We start from the raw sequence: 25035 nt of genomic DNA on the forward strand, positions 1-25035 counted from the left end.
CATGAATTCACCTCACCCTGAGGTGTGACCCCGGATTTTATCCGGGGGAGCCTCGAAGGGCGAGGTGCAAGACCCTTAGCCTCTCGCCGCCCGCCACGCCTTTGCCAATGCAAAAAAACCGTCCGGCGGAATGGTTTCCGCCCGCGCACCGGGATCAATACCGGCGGCCGTCAACAAGGTTTCCGATGAGGTGTTGGCCCGGCCCGCGGCCACGCCGAGGCTTTTGCGCAGCGTCTTGCGCCGCTGGCCAAAGGCGCTCTCGGTAACCGCTTCCACTGCGGCAAGATCGGTAAAGCGCTGACCCTCTGGCAGCGGCTCGACAACGATCACTGCGCTTTCCACCTTCGGCGGCGGCGTAAAGGCCCGCGCCGGAGCTTTCAGGACGATGCGCGCCCTGGCCACCGCTGCTGTCAGAATGGCCAGCCGTCCGTAGGACTTGGATCCGACCGGCGCGACGATGCGTTCGGCGACTTCCTTCTGGAACATCAGGACCAGACGCCGCCAGAAAACGGGGTCCGCCTTGAGCCATTTGATGAAGAGCGGCGTGCCGACATTATAGGGCAGGTTGGAGGCGATAATGGCCGGGCCATCGCCAATGATGGCCGCTTCGTCCACTTTCAGCGCATCCCCTTCGATGATCTCGAACGGCGTCGCGTAGTATTCGCCGGTGGCTTCCAGCGCCGGAATGAAGCGCCGGTCCATCTCGATGGCGACCATCCGTTTCGGTCCCAGTTCCAGCAAGGGACGGGTCAGTCCGCCGGGGCCGGGGCCGACCTCGATCAGGGTGACATCGGAGACGTCTTCGCACAGGCTGGCGATCTTTCCCGTCAGGTTGAGATCGAGAAGGAAATGCTGACCAAAGGATTTGTCCGCGCGCAATCCGTATTCCGCGATCATGTCGCGCAGGGGCGGGGGCGTGGTCATGCCGCGCGCCGTGCGGCCATATCGGCGGCCAGACGGATGGCGGCGATCAGGCTGTCAGCCCGCGCCACGCCTTTGCCGGCGATGTCGAATCCGGTGCCGTGATCCGGCGAGGTCCGGATCACCGGCAGGCCAAGCGTCACATTCACGCCGCCCCAGAAATCCAGCGCCTTGAACGGGATCAGACCCTGATCGTGATAGAGGCAGATCGCGGCATCGTATTTCGCGCGCGCTTCTTCATGGAACATGGCATCCGGCGGCAGCGGGCCAACAATATCAATGCCTTCATCGCGCAGCGCATTCGCGGCGGGTTCTATAATGGTGATCTCCTCCCGCCCGAGCGAGCCGCCTTCACCGGCATGCGGGTTCAGGCCTGCCAGCGCCAGCCGGGGGGCCTTGATGCCGAAATCCTGTTGCAGGGTGTAGGCGGTGACGCGGGCGGTGTGGATGATGGTCTCCGCATTCAGACCGGAAATCGCTTCTTTCAGCGAGGTATGGATACTGACGAGGGCGACCCGCAATTGCTTTCCGGCCAGCATCATCACCGGACCGCGCGGCCCGGACTGTTTGAGATTTTGCGTCAGCATGGCCACAAATTCGGTATGGCCGGGATGCTTGAATCCCGCCGCATACAGCACGGATTTCGATATCGGATTGGTCACAAGGCCGGAGGCGAGGCCGCTGGCAGACATCTCGACTGCCATTTCGATGGACGAAAGGATCGCCGCCGCATGCGCGCTATCCGCTGCGCCCGGAATGGCCGGCTTTCGAAGCAGGACCGGCAGGACCGGCAAGGCCGAGGAAAAGATATCAGCGGCTTGCGTCGGGCTCTGAATGACTTTGACCGGGCTATCATAGAGCGCGGGATCACCGATCACGAAAAACGCGGGCCCGCCGTCCTTTAGTGCATTCCAGGCGACGGTCGTGATCTCGGGACCGACCCCGGCCGGATCGCCCATCGTCAGCGCCAGTGGCGCCGTCATTAGCGGATTTCGATCGTCGAATCGCGACGCAGGTCGCGCAACCAGCGGCGCGACAGCATGGAAAGCTGCTGATTGCGCAGCTGACGTTCGATATCGTCACGGCTGGGAACGCCCGGACCACCAATGGCGCGGTCACAGACAAAATAGACCTGCCGGCCGGCAGCCGATTCCAGCACCCCGGTATTCTCGCCGACGGCGAGGCCGGACAGCGGGTCGGCGACCTGCGGCAGCAGGGCATCGAGGGAAATCTGTCCGAGACGGGAAGAGAAGGCACCGTCGACATCTTCAATCGCAGCATCAATCTGATCGCAATTGGAAATCCGGGAAATCGCACGTTGAAGGGCGGCGACCGAGTCATCATTCACCCGGCTGGTCGGCATGGTAACCTGGACCAGATCATACATGATCGAGGTCGTGCCTTCGCGCTGGTCGATGAGGGCAATGATCATCAATCCACCCGGTACACGGAATGGACGCGAAAGCTGGCCCGGCTGCAGGGCTTGAGCGACCTGTGCGACTTCAGGGCGCATCTGGCCGGTCAGGAGCCAGCCGATTTCCCCGCCATTGGCGGCAGAGGGCGCATCCGAGAATTGCTGGGCGACGGCCTGGAACGGCGCGCCCTGGCTGAGCTGCGTCATCACCGCAACTGCGCGCTGCTGGGCTTGGCCTTCATCGGAGGAGACCGGGATCTCCAGGAAAATCTCGGCCAGCCGGTATTGCGGTTCGGAGGCAGATTCGGCAACGCGTTCCAGCGTGCCCTCAATCTGCTGGGTCGAGATCCGGATACGGCTATTGTATCGGCCGCCCACCAGAATCTGCCAGGCGATTTCGGCTTCCAGCTGACGGCGGAGTGTCGAAACGGCAATACCGCTTTGCGCCAGATCGCGCTCGATCTGAGCCGGATCTGTATCGTTCTGGACGGCGATATTCTGGATGGCGGCATCGACCTCGGCCGGGTCAACCGCGACTTCATATTCCACAGCCGCTTGTAATTGCAGGGTTTCATCGACCAGAGACCGGATCGCCTGATCCTGAATCCGGCCCAGCGCTTCCGGCGTGGGCTCAACCCCCGCAGAGGCAATGATCAACCGCATGCGGTCGCGCACATCCACAGTCGTGATGGGATAATCATTCACCAGAGCGGCAATGCCCTCAATTTGCTGGGCGTGGGCGCAGGCGCTGCCAACTGCGGAGAGCGCCAGGGCAATTGAGGCGGTTAAAAATCGTTTCATCATCAAGGCCGATTGTTTCTGGTCCGGTTCGAAAATACTCATACGCGCGCGCGGCGCAACGATGCCACGCTTCTCATGGCAGTTATTCGGAGCCAATACCACCAAGCGTGAACAGCGTAACGCGGAATTGGATCGATTCCGACGGGCCGAGATTGCCGATATTCAGGTTTTCGCGCTGATAGACGACTTCGAAGTCTGTGCAGAAGTCGCGATAGCGGAAGCCGATCTCCTGACGCCGGTTGACACCCTGATCCATGTCACGTTGCAGATTGTAGACAAGGCTCCAGTCGTCGGTCAGCCGGGTTTGGGACACCAGCTGGAGTTCCTCGCTGGTGCCAAGACGGTTCAGGGAATCGTCAAAGCTGAAATAGCGGATCTGTCCGGAAACCCGATCACCATAATAGGAGGCCACCAGATCAATGCGGTTCAGCGTGCCATCATCGGCATCGACGCGCGTCCGGGCCATGATGCCGAAGGAGCCCAGATCGATCTCTCCGGCAACGATGATGTCGGAATCATCCTCGAACAGGCCGCTATTGGTGGCGAAGACCGGATCGCCGTCGATGCGGCGGCTCTGGCCGATAAAGCCGCGCAATTGATTGCCATCGCCCCAGAAGGTTGTTGAACGCAGGCCATAGGTCAGCCGTGTGCCGCTTTCCCAGAGATCATAGCCCGCCGCGCGGTTGTGATCGAAGAGCAGGGTTTCGTCGAGCTCGGCCGTTCGGCTGTCCTCATTGATGATACGGGCCGATTCGCTGTCATCGGAAGCGACCAATGCCTGCACCATGGGTTCCAGAATGGTATCTGTTGCGCCGCTGGTATTGATCAGCGGCCAGCTCAACTCGGCGCCGGCATAGCCCAGAAAACGCCCGAAGGAGTCTGCGGTCACGGCGTTGCCCGGCAAAACGCCCGGAACATCCGAGAAGCTGTAATAATCGGCTCGCCCGGCGGCGAATGGTTCAAACACCAGTCCGCCCGGTGAGATGAACTGGGCCTGCCAGTCCACGGAGGCAGAGGCGCGCTGATAATCGACGCCATCATTTCGCGTCAGGACGGCGGTCGACGCAATCGTCCTCAGTCGGCCGAAATGTTCGCCTGCCGCCGTTGTCAAACGCAATTCGCCCAAGGGCGCCATGACCGGAAGCCGGTCATCGATTTCAAATTCACGCAGGCTTTGCACGCCGGACGCAATGACTTCGGCATAGTAGGTGTCGGTTCGGCCGCTGACATAAATCTGATTCATCAAACGGCGCGGGGCGGGCTGGATGATGCCTGGATATTCCTCATAGTTTTCAGAGATGTCGTAGGTGCGAAGATGGAAATCGTCCGAGGCCAGCTGGACGCCGAAGCCCCAGACCCAGTTTTCGGAAATGTCAAACCGACCGCCGCCAAAGATGTGCCAGCGATGCTCGGCATCATTCAACTTGTTACCGTCGCTATCGAGATCACGTTCATTCGTATAGCTGGTCTCGAACTCCAGATCGCCCGACCAGAAGCGGCGGCGGTATTGCAGTTCCACCAGGGGATTGGCATTGGCCATGGCGCGCGGTGTGAGGGTCAGATCCTGATGCGGCGAGATCACCCAGTAATAGGGCTGGCCGTAAAACGCCCCCAGACGCGATGACAGGCCGAATTCGGGAAACAGCAAGCCGGAACGGCGTTCTGATGACGGATCGGCGTGGGCGAAGGTCGGGGCATAGGCCACGGGCACGCCGAGTACTTCCAGTCGCACATCACGGTAATAGATCATTTCAGCTTCGGTATCCTGCACGGCGCGGGCGGCGCGCAGACGCCAGGTCGGCGCATCCCCGCCTTCTTCAAAGCGGCAGGCGGTGTAATAGGCGTTGGTCAGTTCCAGCGAGCCATTGGCGCGGCGCACGGCAAAGGCGGCAGCGGCGCGTCCATTATTCTCCAGCAAGGTGGAAAACCCGACGGCCAGACCTTCGCCCAGCGCGTCGTCCAGCTCGATTTCGTCGGCATATTGCGGCGGGGCATTGTCAGAGAAAATGGCAACATTTCCGCGCGCGATCACGCGGTTGGATCCGGGCCGGTATTCCAGCTCGTCGGCCTCCACGGTGCGGCCATTCTGACGTGCAACAACATTGCCGCGCGCAATATAGCTGCCGGCTTCCCGGTTTTCGATCAGCGTATCGGCTTCGATATAGACCGGTTGTTCGCCGGTACCGGACAGAAGTCCGCCGTCAGTATCCTGCGTCACCGCGCAAATGGCGGCGTCGGCTATGCCGGGAATGAGAGCGCTGGCACAAACCGCAGCGAGAAGCAGGGACCGCATACTAGACTCCTTCGGGGTGGGCCGGTGTCCAACCCGCATAAACACTTATACCGCGCGCGTCCACGCCGCGCTGCTAACCATCTTCTGTCGAGGCGATATAGGCAAGGGCCAGCAAGGTGGTGATCAACGGTGCCGCCCAGGCCGCCGTGAGCGGTGGCAGCGTGCCATTCTCACCCAGAGTGCGCAAAACCTCCTGCACGAAATAGACAAGAAAACCCGCTGCGCCCCCTGTCAGGGCGAACGCCGCCGCGCCGCCGAGCCGGTACAGCCGGAGCGTGGCCGCGGCTGCAATCAGGCTCGCCGCAATCAGGGTCAGGGGCAGGGTCAGCAAACCCTGCCAGCGAAGGACAAAGCGCTCGGCAGCAAGGCCGGAGGCTTCCGCCGAGGCAATCAGGCCCGGCAAATCCCAGAAAGACACGCCACGCGGCGACCGGATGCGTTCAAACAGGGATTGCCGGTCAATACTGGTTGGCAAGGAGACCGCGCCAATCTCGACCGGCTCGGCACCCGGAGTGCGCTCGACGGCCTCTTCCAGTGTCCAGAAACCGGCGGTCAGTTGCGCCGAGGAGGCGGATATACGGCGGTCCAGTTCCGGCCGGCCTGTCTCACTGGTCGTGTAGAAGTGGAAAACAGGGGCGTCCAGCTCGCGGGCATTTTCTTCCAGCTGCCGGGCATTGATGACGATGAAGCCGTCATTCGTCGTCTCCCGGAGCCAGACGGTTTGCGCCTGCGGCATGGCCGCCTGCACCTGTGTCAGCATATCCCGGCGGGCCTCGAACTGGGCATTCAGGGCTGACCCGATCGGATTGAGCAAGGTGGCGGCCAGGACGCCGAAGACAAGGGCAATGATGACTGCGGGAGAAACAATGCGCCAGGCCGAATAGCCCGAAGCGCGCATGACAATCAGCTCGCTGCGCCGGTTGAGCCGGAAGAGCGCGAACAGAACACCGAACAGGAAAATGAAAGGCAGCGTCTCCTCGACCAGCAGGGGCGCGCGCATCAGCGTCAGGATCAAAAGATCAAAGGCCGAGACATCGACCCGCGTACCGACGGCGCGCGATTGTTCCACAAAGTCGACCAGCAGAATGATCGTTGTCACAACGCCGGCCGCGACAAAAATCCCGAACAGGATCTGGACCGCCAGATAGCGGGCAAGGCGAGAGCGAAGCGGGTTCAAGCGCCCGCTCCAACCGGTTCGGCGGCGGCGCGCGGTTGGCCGCGTCTCCGCCAGATCAGCACCAGCGCGCCGATCATCACCACAAGCGGGATGGCATACTGGACAAGATTATAGCCAGGATCGTCCGTCGCAGCTGATTGGGCTGCAAAACCGGCCAACCGCACGGTCAGTGCTATACTGACGGCGATAATCACATTGCGGGAATTGCCCAGCCGCGAGTGCGTACCCGCCATGAACGCCGCCGCAGCAATCAGCGCGAGCGCGATATTGTAGAGCGGGGCGGACATTCGATAGTGCGCTTCCGCCAGCAGGCGTTCCGTGCCCCGGGCGCGGGAGAGGGCCGAGGAGTCCGGATAAAAGAGCTCATGCAGAAAGAGGTCGGATTCCTTGAAGAAGAAAATCAGCTGCGGGTCGACGAAATCGCCCAGATCGAATTCATACCGGTCGAAGGTCAGAAAGCTCAGCTCTCCGAATTCATCGACCTGTTGCACATTGCCGTCAATCAACACCATCGTCGGGCGTACTTCGCCGCGCACAATGACGCCTTCGCGGGCTGCATAGGTGGAGACATCGTCCGGATCACGGGAATCGTGGATGAAGATATCCGCCATGCGGCCACTGCCATCGGCTTCGCGGGCATAAAGCGTCACGCCTGCCGCCAGGTTGGCGAACTCGCCGGGGCGAACGAGGCTGGCGGCGACATCCGTGCGCAGCTCGTAAACGCTACGCCGCATTTCCTGATAGGCGAGGGGCTGGACGAAGAGATTGACGCCGAGATTGAGCATGGCCGCCAGAACCGCCAGCCGGATCACCGGCGACAGGACGCCCCAGCGTGACAGGCCCGCCGCGGATGCGACGGTCGCTTCCGAATCCGCATAAAGGCGCGACAGGCCCGCCAGCACGGCGATGAAAAGCGCGAAGGGCGACAGAAGCGCGACGAGTTGCGGCAAGGCCAGCAAGGTCACCTTGATGAAAGTAAAGGCGGTTTCGCGGTAATTCGAGATGAATTCGATATTCGTGAGACTCTGGGTCAGCAAGGCCAGCGCCGCAAACGCAGAGGCGGCGGTGACAAAGGGCATCAACAATTGCCGGAACATATAGCGCTGAACGAGAATCATCGGGCCTGCAGACTCATGCGGTTGTGGCCTTCTATAACACCCTGCGATCGGATACCACTTCGGCGACACAGCTTCGCACACCCATTCGGGGTGTGGCGATCCACAACAGAGGGTGAGGCATGAAAATCAAGTTTGCAGACGCTCCCGCCAAGGGTTCGATTGCGGTTCCGGCTTTTGAGAAGGCGGCCCTGTCCGATACGGCCAAGACCGTTGATACAGCGACCGCAGGCGCGCTGACCCGCGCCATCAAATCCTCCCGTTTCAAGGGCGGGGCCGGTGAGGCGCTGGTGATCAATGCGCCGTCCGGTATCGAAGCCGATCGTATCGTCGTGTTCGGCGTTGGCAGCAAGAAGACGGACGGTAATGCGCTGGAACAGGCCGGGGCCGGTCTGGTCAAGGCGCTGCTGACCACGGGCGAAAAGGAACTTCACGTCCATCTGGAAGGCATTGCCGATGCCGAAGGCGCATCGCGTTTCGCGCTGGGCGGCATGATGGCAGCCTACCGTTTCGACAAATTCCGCACCAAGCTGGCCGAAGACAAGAAGCCGTCGCTGAAATCCGTGACCATCTCGGCGGATGATCAGAAAGCCGCCAAGGCCGCCTGGAAAGACTGGTCGGCAGTGGCTGAAGGCGTCTATCTCGCCCGTGACCTCGTCAACGAGCCGTCCAACTTCCTGCGCCCGCCGGACTATGCCAAGCGCATCGAGAAGCTCGCCGATACCGGTCTTGAAATCGAAATCCTCGGCGAAAAGGAAATGACCAAGCTGGGCATGCACTCGCTGCTGGGTGTGGGGCAGGGCTCGGTTGCCGAGAGCAAGATCGCCATCATGAAATGGAATGGCGGCAAGAAGGGCGACAAGCCGCTCTGCTTTGTCGGCAAGGGCGTCACTTTCGACACCGGCGGCATCTCGCTCAAGCCGGGCGCCGGCATGGACGAAATGAAGGGCGATATGGGCGGCTCGGCTGCCGTTGTCGGTCTGATGACCACACTTGCCAACCGCAAGGCCAAGGTGAATGCGGTCGGCCTGGTCGGGCTCGTGGAAAACATGCCCGACGGCGACGCACAGCGTCCGGGCGATGTGGTTACCTCCATGTCCGGCCAGACCATCGAAATTCTCAATACCGATGCGGAAGGCCGCCTCGTTCTGGCCGATGTGCTCTGGTATGCGCAGAAAGAATATGATCCGGAATTCATCATTGATCTGGCCACACTGACCGGGGCGATCCTGATCGCGCTGGGTCATGAGCATGCGGGCATTTTCTCGAACTCCGACAAGCTGTCTGACCAATTGTCCAAGGCTGGTCTGGCGTCGGACGAGAAAGTCTGGCGTCTGCCGATCGGTCCGGAATATGACCGCCAGATCGACAGCCCCATTGCCGACATGAAGAATATCGGCGAGGGCCGCCTGGCCGGGTCCATCACCGCGGCGCAATTCCTCCAGCGCTTCGTCAACGACAAGCCCTGGGTCCATATTGACATTGCCGGCTCCGGCATGTGGTCGGGTGCCAAGGATGCGCGTCTGCCGACCTTCGGCACGGGCTATGGCGTGCGCCTTCTGGACCGCTTCGTGCGGGACAATTACGAGGGCTAGGTAAATGGCCGGCGAGCTGTGGTTCTACCATCTTGAGCGAACCACGCTCGCCGATGCCTTGCCGGAATTGCTGGAAAAGACGCTTGAAAAGGGCTGGCGCGCTCTGGTGCGCACCGGCCATGCCGATCATATCAAGGCGCTGGAATCGACGCTGTGGACCGCGAAGGAAGACAGCTTCCTCGCCCACGGCCGCGCCGACGAACCGGATCCGGACCGCCAGCCCATTCTTCTATCGCTCACCGAAGACAATCTGAACAAGGCGCAAATCCTGTTTGCACTGGATGGTGTGGATGTCGAGAACCCCGACGGGTTCGAGCGCGTCTGCGTCATGTTCGATGCCAGTGACGAGCCAGCGATTGCCGCCTCCCGCGCGCTCTGGAAACAAGCCAAGGCGGACGGGCGCTCCATCGCCTATTGGCAGCAATCCATTGAAGGGCGCTGGGAAAAGAAGGCCTAGGCTTTCTCGCCAAATTGTAAGTTGTAACGATCGCCTGCTTCCGGCAAGCCTCGAACAGGATCGGGGGCGAAGATGAAACATTTCATTCCATTATTGGCATTGCTGGCCGCCGCCTGCGGGCCCGGCGCGCCGCGCGAAGGCTCCATAGAGTATTTCGCCGAGGAAACGCGCGCGGCCATTCTGGCCCGCGACATGGATTTCTTCCGCGCCCACGGGGTCAGCGAGTGGCATTTCGAGGGCGACGGCTTTGCCGAGCCGGTCGAGGCATGGCTCTACGATGATACGTGGCTGGCCGGGCGGGAGGGCGATGATCGCTATACGTCCGTGGCATCGATCCTCGCACAGGAAGGCGGGGTCGAACTCATCCGCAGTCATCGCAATTTCAACGAGGACGGGCTCCGCACCGATCTGATCATCTTCTTCACCGGCGAGGATTTCTGGGATCATCACCCGGTCAACGACTACATGATCGGCTTTGCCATCGTCGAAGTGGTGCAACTGGACGGAGAATGGGTGTATATTGATCCCTTCTTTGCGTCGCTCCGAGGCCACTGGCTGCGTAGCGACTATGACCAGCCTCTGGAAGCACTTTGAGACTTTAAGTTTCAAGCTTAAGCTCGCGCCGGAACGACGCATGGATTGCGGATATTTTTCAGTGTCGAGGTAAAGCCCCCATGAACTCGCTTATTTTGCTGTTGATGTTCAGCGGTCAGTCAATGGGACTGACGCATGATGCCAGACTAGAATCATTTTTGGCCGAAACAGGCCGGGCCATCGTTGAGCGAAATGATGATTTCTTTACCCAAGATGATGAGCTCGACTTGCTGGCTGCCGAAACTCGCAGGGCCGTCCTTGAGCGGGATTATGAGTTCTTCCGGGCAAACGGTGCTGGGGAAGAGAGCTTCAGGATAGAGTTCAACAATCACTCACGGGATTTAGACGATACCGTTGTGGCAAGTTATGTCCCGTCGTTGGAAGGCTGGCTTTACCAGGGTAACAGCAATCGCCGTCCAGTCGCGGATATCCTGGCCAACCCCGACGTGAATGTTCGCATTGTTCGGCGTTACGGCGGTCTCGTGGACGACAATTTTGTTATGTTCATTTACTTTATTGGTGACGAATTGGCAGACATCGATGTGGTCGACGGTTACATGCAAACCTACTGCGTAACGCTGGTCTATGAGGTGATTGGTTTTCGCGCTTTCAGCTTCCCCCTGTTTCAATTTGAATCCGGCCACCCTTTTAAAGATGACAATTGAAGGAAGCCCAACGCATGAAACATCTGGTTTCCCTTCGGACTCTGACGGTGGTGATTGCGGCGAGCCCGGCCAATGCTAGAGCGCAAACACCCGACAATACTTTCGCAGAACAGACCCGGCAGGCCGTATTGAGCCGCGACTATGCTTTCTTCGGTGATCGGTTTTCCGACGTGGAAAGCTTTGCCGTTGAGCCGGCAAGCGATACCGTGGACAGTGACGGCGTTGCCGTCACGGGCTTTTCGGCTTCGGTCGCCGACTGGATTTATGAAGGTGGGCCGGACCGGAGGTCGGCCGAGGCGATTCTCTCCAGCCCGGACCTACGAATGGAATTGCTGGAAAACTGGATACAGTCAGAAAACCCGGACGAGGTCGTTCATCTGATCATTTATTATACGGGTGAGTTCGAAGATATTGATTGGGTCGCTGATTACATGCAGCGCTTTTGTGTGACGGAAGTATCGCTTGAGGCTGGGCAATGGCGATTTCGCCATTCGCTGTTCAGATCAGAATCGGGCCATCCATTTGTCGGAGACTATGGCTAGGATGAATTCATGAAAAAATATCTCGCTCTTGTTCCGATCCTCGCACTCGCCGCCTGTGCGACGCCGCAACCCGCCGAGCCCGGGATCGAGACGCCGGTGCTAGGCGAGGGCGGATGCGATGCCGAAATGCTGTTCTATCTGGTCGGCCAGGATATCAACGAGATCGATGTCGCCACCCTGCCGCAACCTCGCCGTATCATCCCGCCGGGCACGGCCGTGACGATGGATTACCGCGCCGATCGTACGAATATTGAACTCGATGATGGGGACCGCGTCGTGCGCGTCTATTGCGGGTAGGCCTTGCGTGGTTCGAGGCTCGCCTGCGGCGAGCACCTCACCATGAGGTAAGTTTGTTCTCCACCCACCTCATCCTGAGGTGCGATCCCGGATCGAGTCCGGGAGAGCCTCGAAGGACGGCTTAACTCTCCGCCGCTTCCAGCTTCTCCATCGCGTCGAGCCAGTTTGTCTCGGCGGCGTCAATCAGCTCGACAGCCTTTGCGCGTTTGACCTGAAGATCGGTCGCGGTTTTCGGGTCTTTTTCATAAAGCCCTGGAGCGGCGAGACCCCTGTCGATGGTCTCCAGAATACCGCGCAGACGCTCGGCTTCCTTTTCCCATTTGCGCGCTTCCAGTTTCAAGGGCTTGATCGCATCGCGCTGACTGGCCTTGTCGCGGCGGCGTTCCGATTTCTCGTCCGTGGCAGTGCGCGTTCGCGTGCCGCGGCTCTCCTTCGGCGCCTTGCCGGTGACCAGAAGGCGATAATCCTCCATATCGCCGTCATAGGGCTCGATGCCGCCATCGGCACACAGCCAGAGCCGGTCCACGCAGCTTTCCACCAGATGCCGGTCGTGCGCGATCAGGATCACCGCGCCGTCATAGGTGTTGATGGCATCGATCAGGGCGGCGCGCGCATCCATATCCAGATGGTTGGTGGGCTCATCGAGGATCAGAAGGTGCGGCCCGTCAAACACGATCAGATTGAGCAACAGGCGGGCCTTCTCGCCGCCGGATAATTGCTTTGCTTTGGTTTCCTGCAAATGGATGGGCAGGCCGAAACGGGCCAGACGCGCGCGGCGCTGGGCTTCGGTGGCATCCGGCATCCGGTCCAGTACATGGTCGTAGGCGGATTTTTCCGGCGGCAGCACATCCATCTGATGCTGGGCAAAGAAGGCGGTCTGGATTTTCTTGTGACGGCGGAAATGGCCCTGCATCGGCTCCAGCCGTCCCGCCAGCAGTTTGGCAAAGGTCGACTTGCCCGAGCCATTGCGGCCGAGCAGGGCGATGCGGTCATCCGGGTCTATGCGCAGATTGAGCCCGCGCAGGATGGGCTTGCCGGGCTCATAGCCGAGATCCAGCCCCTCGATCCGCATCAGGGGCGGGGCCATCTGTTTTTGCGGGGCCGGAAATTCGAACGGCGAGACCGGATCATCGACGATAGTCGCAACGGGTTGCATCTTTTCCAGGCGTTTGACCCGGCTTTGCGCCTGTTTGGCCTTGCTGGCCTTGGCCTTGAAGCGGTCGACAAAGCTTTGCAGGTGACGGCGCTCATCGTCCTGCTTGGCCTTCAGCTTCATCTGCAGGCGCTGATTTTCCGCCAGCTGGCGCTCGAAGACGTCATAGCCGCCTTCATAGATGCCGATCTTCTTCACCCGCAAATGCGCGATCTTGTCCATGGCATTCAGAAGGTCGCGGTCGTGAGAGATGACCAGCGCCGCACCGGGGAAGGTTTTGAGATAGCTTTCCAGCCAGATCGCGCCTTCCAGATCGAGATAATTGGTCGGCTCATCCAGCAGCAGGAGATCCGGCTGGGCGAAGAGGGTCGCGGCCAGAGCCACGCGCATGCGCCAGCCACCGGAAAATTCCGAACACGGCCGCAATTGTTCCGCGGCGGTAAAGCCGAGTCCTGACAGGATAATGCCCGCGCGCGCTTCGGCGGAATGGGCTTCGATATCCGCCAGCCGAGTCTGGATGTCGGCGATGCGGGTGGGATCGGTGGCGGTTTCCGCTTCGGCCAGAAGGTCGGCGCGTTCGGTATCGGCGGCGAGCACCACCTCCATCAGGCTTTCCGGACCGCCCGGCACTTCCTGATCCACCGTGCCGACGCGCGCGCCCTTGCGGATGCGGACATCGCCGCTTTCGGCCGCGAAGGTACCCTTGATCACCCGGAACAGGGTCGACTTGCCCGAACCATTGCGGCCCACCAGCCCCATGCGGCAGCGTGGCGGCAGATGAAACGTCGCCTGATCAATCAGCAGGCGGCCTTCCATCCGGCAGGTGAGGTTGTTGACGTGTAACATGGCGCATTGCGGGTAGCCGAGCGCGCAGCGCCATGCAAGCGGCAGGCTCGGGGGCTTCCTCCATTTGGATGCAAGCAAATTGCGGGATTGTCAGCCTGACCATCCCGCTACCGGTGGCCGGGGCCGCGGGGCAAGACGGTCCGGCGCTTGGGGGTGCACAAGAAAAACAAAGGAAAATCCATGTTGATCCTTGCCGCAGGTGCCGCTTTGGCGCTGATCCAGGCCGCCGACCCGGTCGCCACCGAATTCCAGTCCAACGAATACCACACCTTCACCGACGCCGAGATGAGCCTGATCGACGATGTACTCGACGCCACGCATGCCGAGGTCGAGGCCGTCTTCCCGGAACTGGCCGACACGATCTCCGTGACGGTCATGCCGGTTCAACGCCCGGCGCTGGATGCGCTCGGCGGAGTCACGGGCCGCGCCGAGCGGCCGGACGAGCTGATCATCGAGGTGTCCGTCACCTATCCCGGCGGCATCGAGGCGGCCATCGAGAACGGCCTGCGCGCCACGGTCGCGCACGAGTTGCACCATACGGTCCGCGGCTGGCTGATGCAGGGCAATCATTTCGGTCACGGTATCCAGATAGCTGTTATCAATGAAGGCCTCGCAACGGTGTTTGCCGAGGAGCTGACAGGTGAAACCAACCCGTCCGACCTTCCGCCGGCAAACGTCTCGGACTGGGCGCTGGAAGTCCTCGCCCTGCCGCAGCGGTCCGACTACGCGCAATGGATGTTCGTGCATCCGGATGGGCGCGAAGCGATCGGTTATCGCACCGGCCGCTGGGTGGTCCGTCAGGCGATGGCGAATTCCGGCTTGGATATCAGCGAACTAAGCGACCTGACACCGGCGGCAGTTTGGGCACTGGCCGGATTCGATTGGGATCGGGTGATGCGCTAGCCGCGTGGAGTCGTGACGAGCCGCGCACCCGGCTTCACAAGGAGCGAAAGCGCCTCTATAAGCCCGCGCGACTCGTCAAACCTCCCCGAACGCTACGGAGTTTCTCAAATGACCACGCAACGCACATTCTCGATCATCAAACCCGACGCCACCGCGCGCAATCTGACCGGCAAGATCAACGCCGTCATCGAAGGTGCCGGCCTGCGCATCATCGCGCAAAAGCGCATCCACATGAGCAAGGAGCAGGCTGAAGGCTTCTATGGCGTTCACAAGGAACGTCCCTTCTTCAACGACCTTGTCAGCTTCATGATCTCCGGCCCGGTCGTCGTGCAGGTGCTCGAAGGTGAGAACGCCATCGCGAAATACCGCGAAGTCATGGGCGCCACCAACCCGGAAAATGCCGATGAAGGCACGATCCGCAAGATGTTCGCCGAATCCATCGAAGCCAATTCGGTGCACGGCTCCGACGCCCCGGAAACCGCGGCAGAAGAAATCAAATTCTTCTTCTCCGACGAAGAAATCGTCGGGTAGAGTAGAACGAGCGCTAACCAGATTCCCTCTCCCTTGAGGGAGAGGGGGAGGATGGCTTTCATTCCTGAAAGCCGTCCTCAGGGTGAGGGGGTTGCTGGACGTGCTGCAACGCTCGCAATGCATCCGCGACCTGGTCATAAACGCCGTCCATGGCTTCATGGACGTCAATGTTCCAAAATCGGATCACTGTCCTTCCAGCCGCTTCCAGCTTGAGTGTCCGGGCGTCATCCTCGGCATTTTCGAAATGCTGCCCGCCATCGACCTCGATGATCAGCTTCACTTCAGAGCAAGCGAATTCAGCGATATGGCCTTCGACGGGTTGCTGCCGCCGGAATTTGAATCCCAGTGGCCGCTCGCGCAGCATGTTCCACACCTTGCGCTCTGCATGCGTTGCTTCGCGGCGTAGTCGCCGGGCGAGCGGTGTTAGACGTTCAGGCACTGGCGAAGGTTATCACAAAGACCCCTCACCCTAACCTTCTCCCTGAAGGGAGAGGGAAATAGCGCCGGGCTTTTTGTTTGCGGGACTAATCCTCCCGTCCCGGTTTGCGCCGCATCGCCTTTTTCTGCCCCTGCTTGGCCTTGGCCTCCTTGACCTTCCGGATCGACGACAGCGAGGGACGCGAAGCCTTGCGCGGCTTGGGCCGGTGCGAGGCCTTGAGGATCAGCTCCGCCAGTTTCTGACGCGCCGCCGCGCGGTTGCGCTCCTGCGATCGTGATCCGTCCGCCTCGATCACCAGCACCCCGTCCTTGGTCAGGCGGCGTCCGGCGACCCGCCTCAGGCGGAATTTGATCTCGGCAGACAGGCTGGGTGAGCTGGCGGCATCAAAGCGCAGCTGCACGGCCGAGGACGTCTTGTTGACATGCTGCCCGCCCGGACCGGAGGCGCGCACAAACCGCTCCTCCAGCTCGCTTTCATCGATGAATATGGCGTCGGTGATCTGCATGACGTCTCTGCCGGCTTTCCTATTTCTGCCTCAATTGGGCCTACCCTGTGCCGGGCTAAAGCGATCCGCAAGGAGCCCGTCATGGATCATGCCCGTCATTTCAGTGCCGGTAAATTCACCTCCAAGCTGAAGCATATCAGCGGTGTGGGGCAATTGGTCGACCAGGCCAGCTCGCTTTACGGCCTGCTGCGGGATCCCGAAACCCCGCGCTGGGTGAAAGCAACCTGCCTCAGCGCGCTGGGCTATCTCATCCTGCCGACCGATGCCGTGTCCGATTTCATTCCCGTGGCGGGCTATATCGATGATGCCGGCATGATCAGCGCGGCCATCGCGGCGCTGGGGAGTCAATGGCAGAAAAAGCAGGCGGCGCAATAGGCTAACGCGTTCGCTACGCCTGCGAGACAAGTCTCAGCAAGCAATCCGGATAGAGCGTGTGCTCGGCTTCGCGCACCCTGTCCTCCAGCGTCTCCGCCGTATCGCCGGGCAAAACGGGCACGCGCGCCTGACCGATAATCTCCCCCGCATCCATCTCCGGCACCACATAATGCACCGTGCAACCCGCCTCGGCATCACCGGCATCGAGCGCGCGCTGATGCGTTTTCAGGCCGGGATATTTCGGCAAAAGCGAGGGGTGGATATTGATCAGCTTGCCCGCCCATTTTTCGACGAAGCCGGGAGTCAGCAAACGCATGAAGCCGGCAAGGCAGATCAGGTCGGGCTGCGCTGCCGATAGTTCGGCATCCAGCGCTGCATCAAACGCCTCACGGGCCTCATATTGCGTATGATCGATAACGGCATGTGGAAGGCCCTCGGCGCGGGCATAGTCCAGCCCCGCCGCATCCGGGCGGTTGGAGAGGATCAGCACAGGTTTCGCCGGAAAATCCGGTGAGGCCATCGCCTCGCACAGTGCGCGCATATTGCTGCCGCGCCCGGAAATCAGGATGGCAACGCGCTTTGTCACTTGGCGACGAGTTGCCCGCACACGAAGGCGTCTTCGCCCGCATCATGCAATGCCACGGTGATCGCTTCGGCATCATCAGCCGCCACGGCCAGCAGCATGCCGATACCGCCATTGAAGGCCCGGCGCATTTCGCTTTCGTCGATCCCGCCAGTCTCGGCCAGCCAGTCGAACACGGCCGGGCGTTGCCAGCTGGAATAGTCCAGCTCGAAGCCCAGATGATCCGGCAGCATGCGCGGCGGATTTTCGATCAGCCCGCCACCGGTGATATGGGCGAGACCTTTGACAAGGCCTTCCTTGATCAGCGGCACAACGGATTTGATGTAGAGTTTTGTCGGCGTCAGCAGAGCTTCGCCTACTGACTGGCCGGGCGCAAACGGCGCATCATCCGTCCATGTCAGCCCGGACATCTCCACCACCTTGCGGATCAGCGAATAGCCATTGGAATGCGGCCCGGAGGAGGCCAGCCCGATCAGAACATCACCGGCCTGCATGTCATCGAGCCGCGGCAGGAGCGAGCCGCGTTCGGCAGCGCCAACGACAAATCCGGCGAGATCGAAATCATCGCCCGAATACATGCCGGGCATTTCCGCCGTTTCGCCGCCAATCAGCGCACAGCCCGACTGACGGCAGCCTTCGGCAATCCCGGCGACAATGGCTTCGCCGCGTACGGGGTCGAGCTTGCCGGTCGCGAAATAGTCCAGGAAAAACAGGGGCTCCGCACCCTGCGCCAGAACGTCATTGGCACACATGGCGACGAGATCAATGCCGATTGTGTCAAACCGTCCGGTTTCAATCGCGATGCGCAATTTTGTGCCCACCCCGTCCGTGCCGGAGACCAGGATCGGATCTTCATAGCCTGCCGCTTTCAGATCGAATGCGCCGCCAAATCCGCCGAGAGCGACCTCTGCGCCCGGACGGGCCGTCGACTTGGCGTGCGGCTTGATCCGGTCGACCAGCGCGTCCCCGGCATCAATGTCCACTCCGGCGTCGGCATAGGTCAGGCTGTTGCGGCGTTTGTCGGTCATGGCAGGCGCTTTCCTGAGTCGTTCGGGAGCTACTTCTCCCCAAAAGGCAGTTTTCGCGCAAGACGCGGGCTTCACCGCGCGCGTAAGGCGGGTATAACGGGGGATATATCCGAATGCGAAGAGGAACGCGCCATGATGCGTCAGATTTTTGCAGCCATTGCCGCGCTTACCGTCTGGACCGGCCTTGCCGCTGCCGACTCACCCTACACAGTTGTGGGCGTGCCGATTGATGCCACGGCCTCAAATGCTCTGGAAGCCCAGACACTTGCCATGCAGAACGGGCAGGTGGCCGCCGTCCGGGCGCTGGTTGAACGCCTGACCCTGCCGGAAGATCGAGCACTGGTGCCGGACATCAGCAATGATCAGGCCGCCATGATGATTGGCGGACTTCAGGTCCGCAACGAGCAACGCAGCGCCACGCGCTATCTCGGCGAGCTCACCGTCACCTTTGATCCGCGCGCCGTGCGCAGCTGGCTCAACGGGCTGGGCGTTCCCTTTGTCGAGGGGCAGGCCCGCGAGATTCTGGTGCTGCCGGTCCTGCAGACCGGCAATGGCTACTGGCTCTGGAATTCCACCAATTCCGAGACCGGCGAGACCAACGAAAATCCCTGGCTGATGGAATGGCGCACAGGCGGCTATCAACACGCCCTCTCTCCGGTCAGCGCGCCGTCCGGCGATGCGGGCCGCATGCTGATTGATGGTGCCGGCGCCGCACAGATGAATGAGGACCAGCTGCGTTCTGTCGCGCAGGCCTACGGCGTGTCGCGTGTGGCGGTCATGATTGCCAATCGCTCCGAAGGCGGTATTCGCGTTGACGGGCGTCTGTTTTCCTTTGATGGCAGCGGTGAGGTGACCAGCCTGTCCATCCCGACCATGGCGGCTCAGACCTACCGCACGGCGGCGCGCCGATTTGTCAGTGCGCTTGAAGCGGACTGGAAAGCGGAAGCCATTGTGCGCGGCGGCATGGCGGAAACCCTCACCGTGACCGTGCTCTATAATTCGCTCGCCGAATGGCAGCGTTTGCAAAACGCTCTGACCGGTGCGTCTCTGATCAGTTCGGCCCAGCTGGATGCCATCGCGCCGACCGGCGCCATGATGACGCTGCAATATCGCGGAGCCATGAGCCAGCTGCAACGCGAACTTGATGCCCGCGGTGCCCGCCTGATGGAAGATGCCGAGCTCGGCCTTGTGGTGCGTTCGCGCTAGAAAGTGAATACCAATGGGTGAACAGCTCGCGCTCGGCCTTCCGCCTCGTGAGGACTACAGCGCGGAAAGCTTCGTCGATGGCGAAGCCAATGCCTCTGCCCGCTGGGCGCTGGCGGGCTGGCGGGCATGGCCCGGCCGGGTATTGGTGCTTTACGGTCCTCCGGGCACGGGCAAGACCCATCTGACCCATATGTGGGCGCGCGAAAGCGGCGGTCTCGTATTGAGCGGCCGCGATCTGGCGAATGCGCTGGAGGGCCTGCCGGACGCAAAGCCTGTCGCGATCGAGGATGCCGATCGCTTTGCCGATCGGGCAGCCCTGTTTCATCTGATGAACCGGGCGCAGCGCGAAACCATTCCAGCGCTGCTTTTGACGGCGCGTGAAGCTCCGGCCCGCTGGCAGACTGATATTCCGGACCTGCAATCGCGGCTGAAAGCGGTCTCGACCGCCGAGCTGCAGGAGCCCGATGACGCCTTGCTGGCGCGCTTGTTGAAGAAGCTCTTCAAGGATCGGCAATCGCCGCTCGTGGAGGGTCTGATTGACTATCTTCTGCCGCGAATGGAGCGTTCGGTTGAAGGTGCGCGGCGTCTGGTGGACGAGCTGGATCGCGAAGCGCTGGCGCGCCGCACCACGATCAATCGCGGTGTTGCACGGCGCGTGCTGGACGAACAGGGCGCGGTTGGAGAGGATTGATGGGCGTTATTCCGGGCACGGCCTCGTCCGAATCGAGTGAAAGTATGATCATGGATGGCCAGCCGTCAGAATTGTCAGCGTCGACCGACCGGTTCTTGAACCGCGAATTGTCGTGGCTGCAATTCAACATGCGTGTTCTGGAAGAGGCCGCCAACAAGGATCATCCGGTTCTGGAGCGGCTGCGCTTTTTGTCGATTTCGGCCAGCAATCTGGATGAATTCTACATGGTCCGCGTGGCGGCCTGCCGGGCGCAGGTTCGCAATGGCGTCAACACGCCCTCCATAGATGGCCTGACCCCGGCCGAACAGCTGAAGCGGATCCATCAGTTCGCGGGCGAATTGATGGATGAACAGCTGATCCGCTGGCGGCAGCTGAAAAACGAACTGGGCCGTGCCGGCGTCAAATTGCTGAGCGAGACCGAGATTTCAAAGCAGGACAAGAATTGGCTGTCCGAGGATTTTCTCCAGCACATATTGCCGGTCATCACCCCGTTGGCCATTGATCCGGCTCACCCGTTTCCATTTATCCCCAATCTCGGCTTTTCGTTGGTCCTGAAGCTGCGCCGTCAATCCGACCGCAAATTGATGACGGCGTTGGTGCCGATGCCTAACGGGGTCAAGCGCTTCATTGAACTGCCAGATCGCCGCTTCAACAAGGCGGGTAAGCCGATCAAGCGCTATGTGGCGCTGGAAACCGTGCTGACGCTCTTCCTCGACAATCTGTTTCCGGGACATGACCTGGAAGGGAAGGGCACATTCCGGATCATTCGTGACAGCGATATCGAGATCGAGGAAGAAGCCGAGGATCTTGTTCGGGAATTCGAGCAGCTTCTGAAAGAGCGCCGTCGTGGTCAGCTCGTCCGGCTGAAACTCGATGCCGGTATGCCCGAGGATCTCAAACGCTTTATCGCCGGGCATCTGAAGGCGGATAGCGCAGACACGATCGAGGTCGATGGCATTCTGGGCATGGCCCAGCTTTCCCAGCTGATCCCCGAGGATCGCAATGACCTCGCCTTCGAGCCCTATGAACCGCGCTTTCCCGAGCGTATCAAGGACCATGGCGGCGATTGCTTCGCAGCCATCCGGGCCAAGGATATTCTGGTTCACCACCCCTATGAGAGTTTTGACGTGGTGGTGCAATTCCTGCGTCAGGCGGCCGCCGACCCCGAAGTCGTGGCGATCAAGCAAACGCTCTATCGCACTTCCAAGAATTCGCCGATTGTCGCCGCCCTGATCGAAGCGGCAGAAAGCGGCAAGAACGTAACCGCATTGGTCGAACTGAAGGCCCGCTTCGATGAAGAGGCCAATCTCAAATGGGCGCGCGATCTGGAGCGCGCCGGCGTTCAGGTCGTCTACGGGTTTATCGAATACAAAACCCACGCCAAGATCAGTCTTGTGGTCCGCCGCGAGGCCGGGGAGCTCCAGACCTATGCGCATTTCGGCACCGGCAATTACCACCCCATCACCGCCAAGGTTTATACGGATTTGTCGCTGTTTACGGCCGACCCGGCCTTTGGCCGTGATGCCGGGCGTATCTTCAACTATGTCACCGGTTATGCGCGTCCGGAAAACCTCGAACGCCTGTCGATCTCGCCGATCGGCATGAAGGAATTCCTGATCCGGCATATCGACCGGGAGATCGAGAATGCCCGTGCCGGAAAAGCATCCGGCATCTGGGCCAAGCTCAACTCCATCACCCACCCCGAAATCATTGATGCGCTCTACCGGGCCAGTCAGGCCGGCGTCCGGTGCGAGCTCGTCGTGCGCGGCATTTGCTGTCTTCGCCCCGGAATGCCGGGCCTGTCGGACAATATCCGCGTCAAATCCATTGTCGGGCGGTTTCTGGAACATTCGCGCATTGTCTGCTTTGCCAACGGCGCGGACATGCCAAGTCCGGCAACGAAAGTGTTCATCTCTTCGGCCGACTGGATGCCGCGCAATCTTGATCGCCGGGTAGAGGTGCTCACGCCCATCCAGAACCCGACCGTCCATCGCCAGATTCTGGACCAGATCATGGTCGCCAATCTCAACGATGATGACCAGAGCTGGTATATGCAGGCCAATGGCGAATACGAGCGCGTGGATACCGGCGACCTCAACAAGCGTTTCTCGGCGCATGATTATTTCATGACCAATCCGAGCCTGTCGGGCCGCGGACAGGCCTTAAAAAATGATCAGCCGCTGACCTTGCCGTATTCAGGTCCGCGTCTTTGACCCGACCGTGTAAAATTCTCACCGGCGAGAATGCCGTAGAGCATGATCTTGCTGTCATCGATATCGGCTCCAATTCGGTCCGCCTGGTGCATTTCCGTATTGAGGGCCGCGCGCTCTGGCCGGTTTTCAACGAGAAGACCAGCGCGGGCCTCGGCAAAGGGGTTGGCGAGACCGGCAAGTTGAACCCTGAAGGGGTGGAGGCGGCCTTACGCACGTTGCGCCGCTTTGCCATTCTGCTGGATGCCAAAGGGGTTAGCGACCGGATCGTGCTCGCGACGGCCGCTGTGCGCGATGCGAAGGACGGACCGCAATTCATCAAGCGCGCGAAAAAAGAGGCAGGCGTCGATATCGCCGTGCTGTCGGGCGCCGAGGAAGCGCATCTGGCGGGCATGGGCGTGATTGCCGGCGCGCCGGACGCGACAGGTGCCGCTGCTGATTTGGGCGGGTCGAGTCTGGAAATCGTGCCGGTTTCGCGTGGAATGCCCGGCGAGGGGATCACCCTGCCGCTGGGACCGCTGGCGGCGCCGGATAATCTGATGCTTGATCGCAAGGCCGCGAAAGCCTGGATCGACAGGATATTGAAACCGGCGACACCGGTTCTGAAGCAATGCGGCGACACGCTCTATGCCGTTGGCGGCTCATGGCGCGCGCTGGCGCATCTCGCCATTGCCGAAGCGGACTATCCCTTGCGCGTCATTCATCAATTCCAGCTCAGCCGGATGGCGGCCAGGGAGATTGCGGATCTGGCTTCCCGGCTCAGCGTGGTCTCTCTGACCGGCATCCCCGGTATTTCCGCGCGCCGCGCCGCCATGCTGCCCTATGCCGGGCTGTTGCTGAAACGCCTGATGAAGAAGGGCAAGTTCAATCGCGTGGTCTTTTCCGCTTTCGGGGTCAGGGAGGGCGCGGTCTTCAATACCCTGCCCGAAGCGGTGCGGGGTGTGGACCCGCTCCTGTCCGGCGCTGAAGCCGTTGCGCGCCCGGCGGCTCCCAGTCCGGGCTTTGGCCGGGCAATTGCCAATTGGCTGGAGCCGGTCTTTGTCGAACGCGATACGATTTTCGGCAATCGCAGCCCGTTGATCCGCGCTGCCGCTGCGCGGCTCTGCGATGTCGGGGCGCGCCATCACCCGGATCACCGCGCCGCACTGGCGCAGGAATTGGCCCTCTATGCACCTTTCGCCGGCATCGCGCATGCCGAGCGGGCCTATATGGGGCTGGCGCTGTACCATCGATATGATGGCAAGAAAGCCCCGGCGGATGACCGCGTCTTCCTGCATTTGCTGGATGAGGAAACCCGCCAATGGGCATTGGCCTATGGTTTGGGCTTGAGGTTCTCGGCGGCGCTGTCAGGACGCTCGGAAGCCTTGCTCAGCCGGTTCTCGCTGTCATGCCATGATCGCCGCCTTGTCCTCAGCGCGCCGCAAGCCGACGCTGATCTGGTGGTGGAACGCGCGCGTTATCGCTTCGAGCAACTCGCTGAATCGCTGGATCTGGAACCGGTGGTAAAGAGCCTTTAGAGCCGCTTTCCGACGACCTTGCCTTTTTCCAGAACCAGCCCGATCTTGCCGTGCTTGAGGGCGAGGGCCGCCTCGCCAAACAGCTCGCGCCGCCAGCCCTTCAGCGCCGGAACATCGGCGGTGTCGCTGGTGGCGATCGCTTCCAGATCGGGCACCGTAGCAATCAGCCGTGACGCCACATCGGCCTCTTCGGCAACCAGTTTCAGCAGGACTTTCAGCAATTCAACGATCGCGCTGGCACCTTCGGGACGCCGGGGCGGTGGCGGCACATCCGGCGCATAGGCTTTCGGATCGGCCAGCGCCGGGGCCAGCTTTTCGATCAGGCGCTGGGCCGGGGCCGAGCGCTCGAAGCCGCGCGGCAAAGCGCGCATGCCTGTAAGATCGTCGGGCTTGGTCGGGGCCGCATGAGCGATCTCATAGAGGCCTTCATCCTTGACGATGCGCTGTCGTGGAATGTCGCGGGTCTGCGCCTCTTCCTCGCGCCAGGCCGCAGCCGCTTTCAGCCCGGCCAGCCATTTAGGACTATTCTTGCGAACCTTCAGCCGTTGCCAGGCATTTTCCGGATGCTGTTCATAAGTCGCCGGATTGGTCAGGATCGCCATTTCCTCGGCCACCCAGCTGATCCGTCCGGCCTTTTCCAGCCGGTCGCGCAGGATCGGATACATGTCGCGCAAATGCGTCACATCGGCGAGCGCATAGCCCGATTGCGCCGGTGTCAGCGGACGCCGCGCCCAGTCGGTAAACCGCGAACCCTTGTCGATCGGATGCTTCAGCAGCGCCATGACCAGCTTGTCATAGGCAATTGAATCGCCGAGTCCGAGCGCCATTGCGGCGACCTGGCTGTCGAAAATCGGTGCCGGGATCATCCCGTCAGCCATGTGATAGAAAATTTCCAGATCCTGACGCGGCGCGTGGAAGACCTTCATGATCCGGTCGTCCGCCAGAACGTCGTAGAAGGGCTCCAGATCAATCCCCTCGGCGAGGGGATCGATGAGCACTTCGGTTTTGCCGCCGGCCGCCTGGATCAGGCAGAGCTGGGGCCAGAAGGTGCTTTCGCGTATGAATTCGGTGTCCACTGCAATGAAGTCACATTGCACCAGCGCATCACACGCGGCCTCGAGTTCCTGGTTCGTTGTAATCAGTTTCATCGAGACCGCGTTTAAACGCCTTCGCTCAA

The 25035-nt window shown here is 61.0% G+C and carries 25 protein-coding genes; 13 read left to right on the plus strand and 12 right to left on the minus strand.

The features are described 5' to 3' along the window. Positions 1-75 precede the first annotated feature (75 nt). From rsmA to HXX25_RS03845, 6 genes are all read right to left on the minus strand, one after another. Positions 76-924 carry a 16S rRNA (adenine(1518)-N(6)/adenine(1519)-N(6))-dimethyltransferase RsmA gene (gene rsmA, locus HXX25_RS03820; RefSeq protein ID WP_187167190.1) on the minus strand — a complete coding sequence of 283 codons (849 nt, stop codon included), beginning with the start codon at positions 922-924 and terminating at the stop codon, positions 76-78. Next, positions 921-1904 carry a 4-hydroxythreonine-4-phosphate dehydrogenase PdxA gene (gene pdxA, locus HXX25_RS03825; protein ID WP_187167191.1) on the minus strand — a complete coding sequence of 328 codons (984 nt, stop codon included), beginning with the start codon at positions 1902-1904 and terminating at the stop codon, positions 921-923. Before pdxA ends, rsmA begins: the two co-directional genes overlap by 4 nt. After that, on the minus strand, positions 1904-3178 hold the full coding sequence (locus tag HXX25_RS03830) for a peptidylprolyl isomerase (RefSeq protein WP_233346864.1): 1275 nt from the start codon (positions 3176-3178) through the stop codon (positions 1904-1906). Before HXX25_RS03830 ends, pdxA begins: the two co-directional genes overlap by 1 nt. Before the next feature lie 40 nt (positions 3179-3218). Next, positions 3219-5429, minus strand: coding sequence for an LPS-assembly protein LptD (locus tag HXX25_RS03835; protein ID WP_187167192.1), 2211 nt, complete (start codon positions 5427-5429; stop codon positions 3219-3221). 73 nt (positions 5430-5502) lie between these two features. Beyond that, complete coding sequence (locus HXX25_RS03840; protein ID WP_187167193.1) at positions 5503-6606, minus strand: LptF/LptG family permease; 1104 nt, start codon at positions 6604-6606, stop codon at positions 5503-5505. Next, a complete protein-coding gene (locus tag HXX25_RS03845; RefSeq protein WP_187167194.1) occupies positions 6603-7724 on the minus strand; it encodes an LptF/LptG family permease in 1122 nt (373 codons plus the stop codon). The genes HXX25_RS03840 and HXX25_RS03845 overlap by 4 nt, the downstream gene beginning before the upstream one ends. A gap of 119 nt (positions 7725-7843) precedes the next feature. Between HXX25_RS03845 and HXX25_RS03850 the strand changes: the two genes are divergently transcribed. The 6 genes from HXX25_RS03850 to HXX25_RS03875 all read left to right on the plus strand — a co-directional run bounded on the left by HXX25_RS03850 (position 7844) and on the right by HXX25_RS03875 (position 11871). Further along, positions 7844-9316, plus strand: coding sequence for a leucyl aminopeptidase (locus HXX25_RS03850; RefSeq protein ID WP_187167195.1), 1473 nt, complete (start codon positions 7844-7846; stop codon positions 9314-9316). Positions 9317-9320: 4 nt separating this feature from the next. Then, positions 9321-9773, plus strand: coding sequence for a DNA polymerase III subunit chi (locus tag HXX25_RS03855; RefSeq protein ID WP_187167196.1), 453 nt, complete (start codon positions 9321-9323; stop codon positions 9771-9773). A 72-nt stretch (positions 9774-9845) separates the two neighbouring features. Further along, on the plus strand, positions 9846-10367 hold the full coding sequence (locus HXX25_RS03860; protein ID WP_187167197.1) for a hypothetical protein: 522 nt from the start codon (positions 9846-9848) through the stop codon (positions 10365-10367). A gap of 80 nt (positions 10368-10447) precedes the next feature. Then, positions 10448-11032, plus strand: a complete 585-nt coding sequence (locus HXX25_RS03865) for a hypothetical protein (protein ID WP_187167198.1) — start codon at positions 10448-10450, stop codon at positions 11030-11032. Positions 11033-11046: 14 nt separating this feature from the next. Then, positions 11047-11574, plus strand: coding sequence for a hypothetical protein (locus HXX25_RS03870; RefSeq protein ID WP_187167199.1), 528 nt, complete (start codon positions 11047-11049; stop codon positions 11572-11574). A 9-nt stretch (positions 11575-11583) separates the two neighbouring features. After that, positions 11584-11871 carry an I78 family peptidase inhibitor gene (locus HXX25_RS03875; RefSeq protein ID WP_187167200.1) on the plus strand — a complete coding sequence of 96 codons (288 nt, stop codon included), beginning with the start codon at positions 11584-11586 and terminating at the stop codon, positions 11869-11871. A gap of 121 nt (positions 11872-11992) precedes the next feature. Here the strand turns inward: HXX25_RS03875 and HXX25_RS03880 are convergent, their stop codons facing one another. Then, a complete protein-coding gene (locus tag HXX25_RS03880) occupies positions 11993-13870 on the minus strand; it encodes an ABC-F family ATP-binding cassette domain-containing protein (RefSeq protein WP_187167201.1) in 1878 nt (625 codons plus the stop codon). 180 nt (positions 13871-14050) lie between these two features. On the opposite strand from HXX25_RS03880, the gene HXX25_RS03885 reads away from it, so the two are divergent. Both HXX25_RS03885 and ndk read left to right on the plus strand, forming a co-directional pair. Continuing rightward, positions 14051-14773: a DUF2268 domain-containing putative Zn-dependent protease gene (locus tag HXX25_RS03885; protein ID WP_187167202.1), complete on the plus strand. Its 723-nt coding sequence runs from the start codon at positions 14051-14053 to the stop codon at positions 14771-14773. A 108-nt stretch (positions 14774-14881) separates the two neighbouring features. Beyond that, the gene (ndk, locus tag HXX25_RS03890) at positions 14882-15304 is read left to right on the plus strand and encodes a nucleoside-diphosphate kinase (protein WP_187167203.1); all 423 of its coding nucleotides are present in this window, start codon (positions 14882-14884) and stop codon (positions 15302-15304) included. Positions 15305-15362: 58 nt separating this feature from the next. Here the strand turns inward: ndk and HXX25_RS03895 are convergent, their stop codons facing one another. Continuing rightward, positions 15363-15743, minus strand: coding sequence for an endonuclease domain-containing protein (locus tag HXX25_RS03895; RefSeq protein WP_187167204.1), 381 nt, complete (start codon positions 15741-15743; stop codon positions 15363-15365). A gap of 85 nt (positions 15744-15828) precedes the next feature. After that, complete coding sequence (arfB, locus tag HXX25_RS03900) at positions 15829-16248, minus strand: alternative ribosome rescue aminoacyl-tRNA hydrolase ArfB (protein WP_187167205.1); 420 nt, start codon at positions 16246-16248, stop codon at positions 15829-15831. 81 nt (positions 16249-16329) lie between these two features. Here arfB and HXX25_RS03905 point away from each other — a divergent pair, with 81 nt between their 5' ends. After that, a complete protein-coding gene (locus tag HXX25_RS03905; protein ID WP_187167206.1) occupies positions 16330-16623 on the plus strand; it encodes a YkvA family protein in 294 nt (97 codons plus the stop codon). A gap of 13 nt (positions 16624-16636) precedes the next feature. On the opposite strand, the gene purN is transcribed toward HXX25_RS03905, so the two are convergent. Then, a complete protein-coding gene (gene purN / locus HXX25_RS03910; protein ID WP_187167207.1) occupies positions 16637-17209 on the minus strand; it encodes a phosphoribosylglycinamide formyltransferase in 573 nt (190 codons plus the stop codon). Next, positions 17206-18234, minus strand: coding sequence for a phosphoribosylformylglycinamidine cyclo-ligase (purM, locus tag HXX25_RS03915; RefSeq protein ID WP_187167208.1), 1029 nt, complete (start codon positions 18232-18234; stop codon positions 17206-17208). The genes purN and purM overlap by 4 nt, the downstream gene beginning before the upstream one ends. Positions 18235-18366: 132 nt before the next feature. Between purM and HXX25_RS03920 the strand changes: the two genes are divergently transcribed. Genes HXX25_RS03920 through HXX25_RS03935 form a run of 4 tightly spaced genes read left to right on the plus strand, consistent with a single transcriptional unit; the run spans position 18367 to position 23858 of the window. Next, a complete protein-coding gene (locus HXX25_RS03920) occupies positions 18367-19440 on the plus strand; it encodes a DUF2066 domain-containing protein (protein WP_187167209.1) in 1074 nt (357 codons plus the stop codon). Between the two features lie 13 nt (positions 19441-19453). Then, positions 19454-20131, plus strand: coding sequence for a hypothetical protein (locus HXX25_RS03925; protein ID WP_187167210.1), 678 nt, complete (start codon positions 19454-19456; stop codon positions 20129-20131). A gap of 44 nt (positions 20132-20175) precedes the next feature. Further along, positions 20176-22344, plus strand: coding sequence for an RNA degradosome polyphosphate kinase (locus tag HXX25_RS03930; RefSeq protein ID WP_370543755.1), 2169 nt, complete (start codon positions 20176-20178; stop codon positions 22342-22344). After that, positions 22341-23858: a Ppx/GppA family phosphatase gene (locus HXX25_RS03935; RefSeq protein WP_187167212.1), complete on the plus strand. Its 1518-nt coding sequence runs from the start codon at positions 22341-22343 to the stop codon at positions 23856-23858. The genes HXX25_RS03930 and HXX25_RS03935 overlap by 4 nt, the downstream gene beginning before the upstream one ends. Here HXX25_RS03935 and rnd read toward each other — a convergent pair. Then, positions 23855-25006, minus strand: coding sequence for a ribonuclease D (gene rnd, locus HXX25_RS03940; protein ID WP_187167213.1), 1152 nt, complete (start codon positions 25004-25006; stop codon positions 23855-23857). The two genes, HXX25_RS03935 and rnd, sit on opposite strands and share 4 nt — an antisense overlap. Positions 25007-25035: the final 29 nt, after the last annotated feature.

The sequence above is a fragment of the Hyphobacterium sp. CCMP332 genome (genome assembly GCF_014323565.1).
Taxonomy (GTDB): Bacteria; Pseudomonadota; Alphaproteobacteria; order Caulobacterales; family Maricaulaceae; genus Hyphobacterium.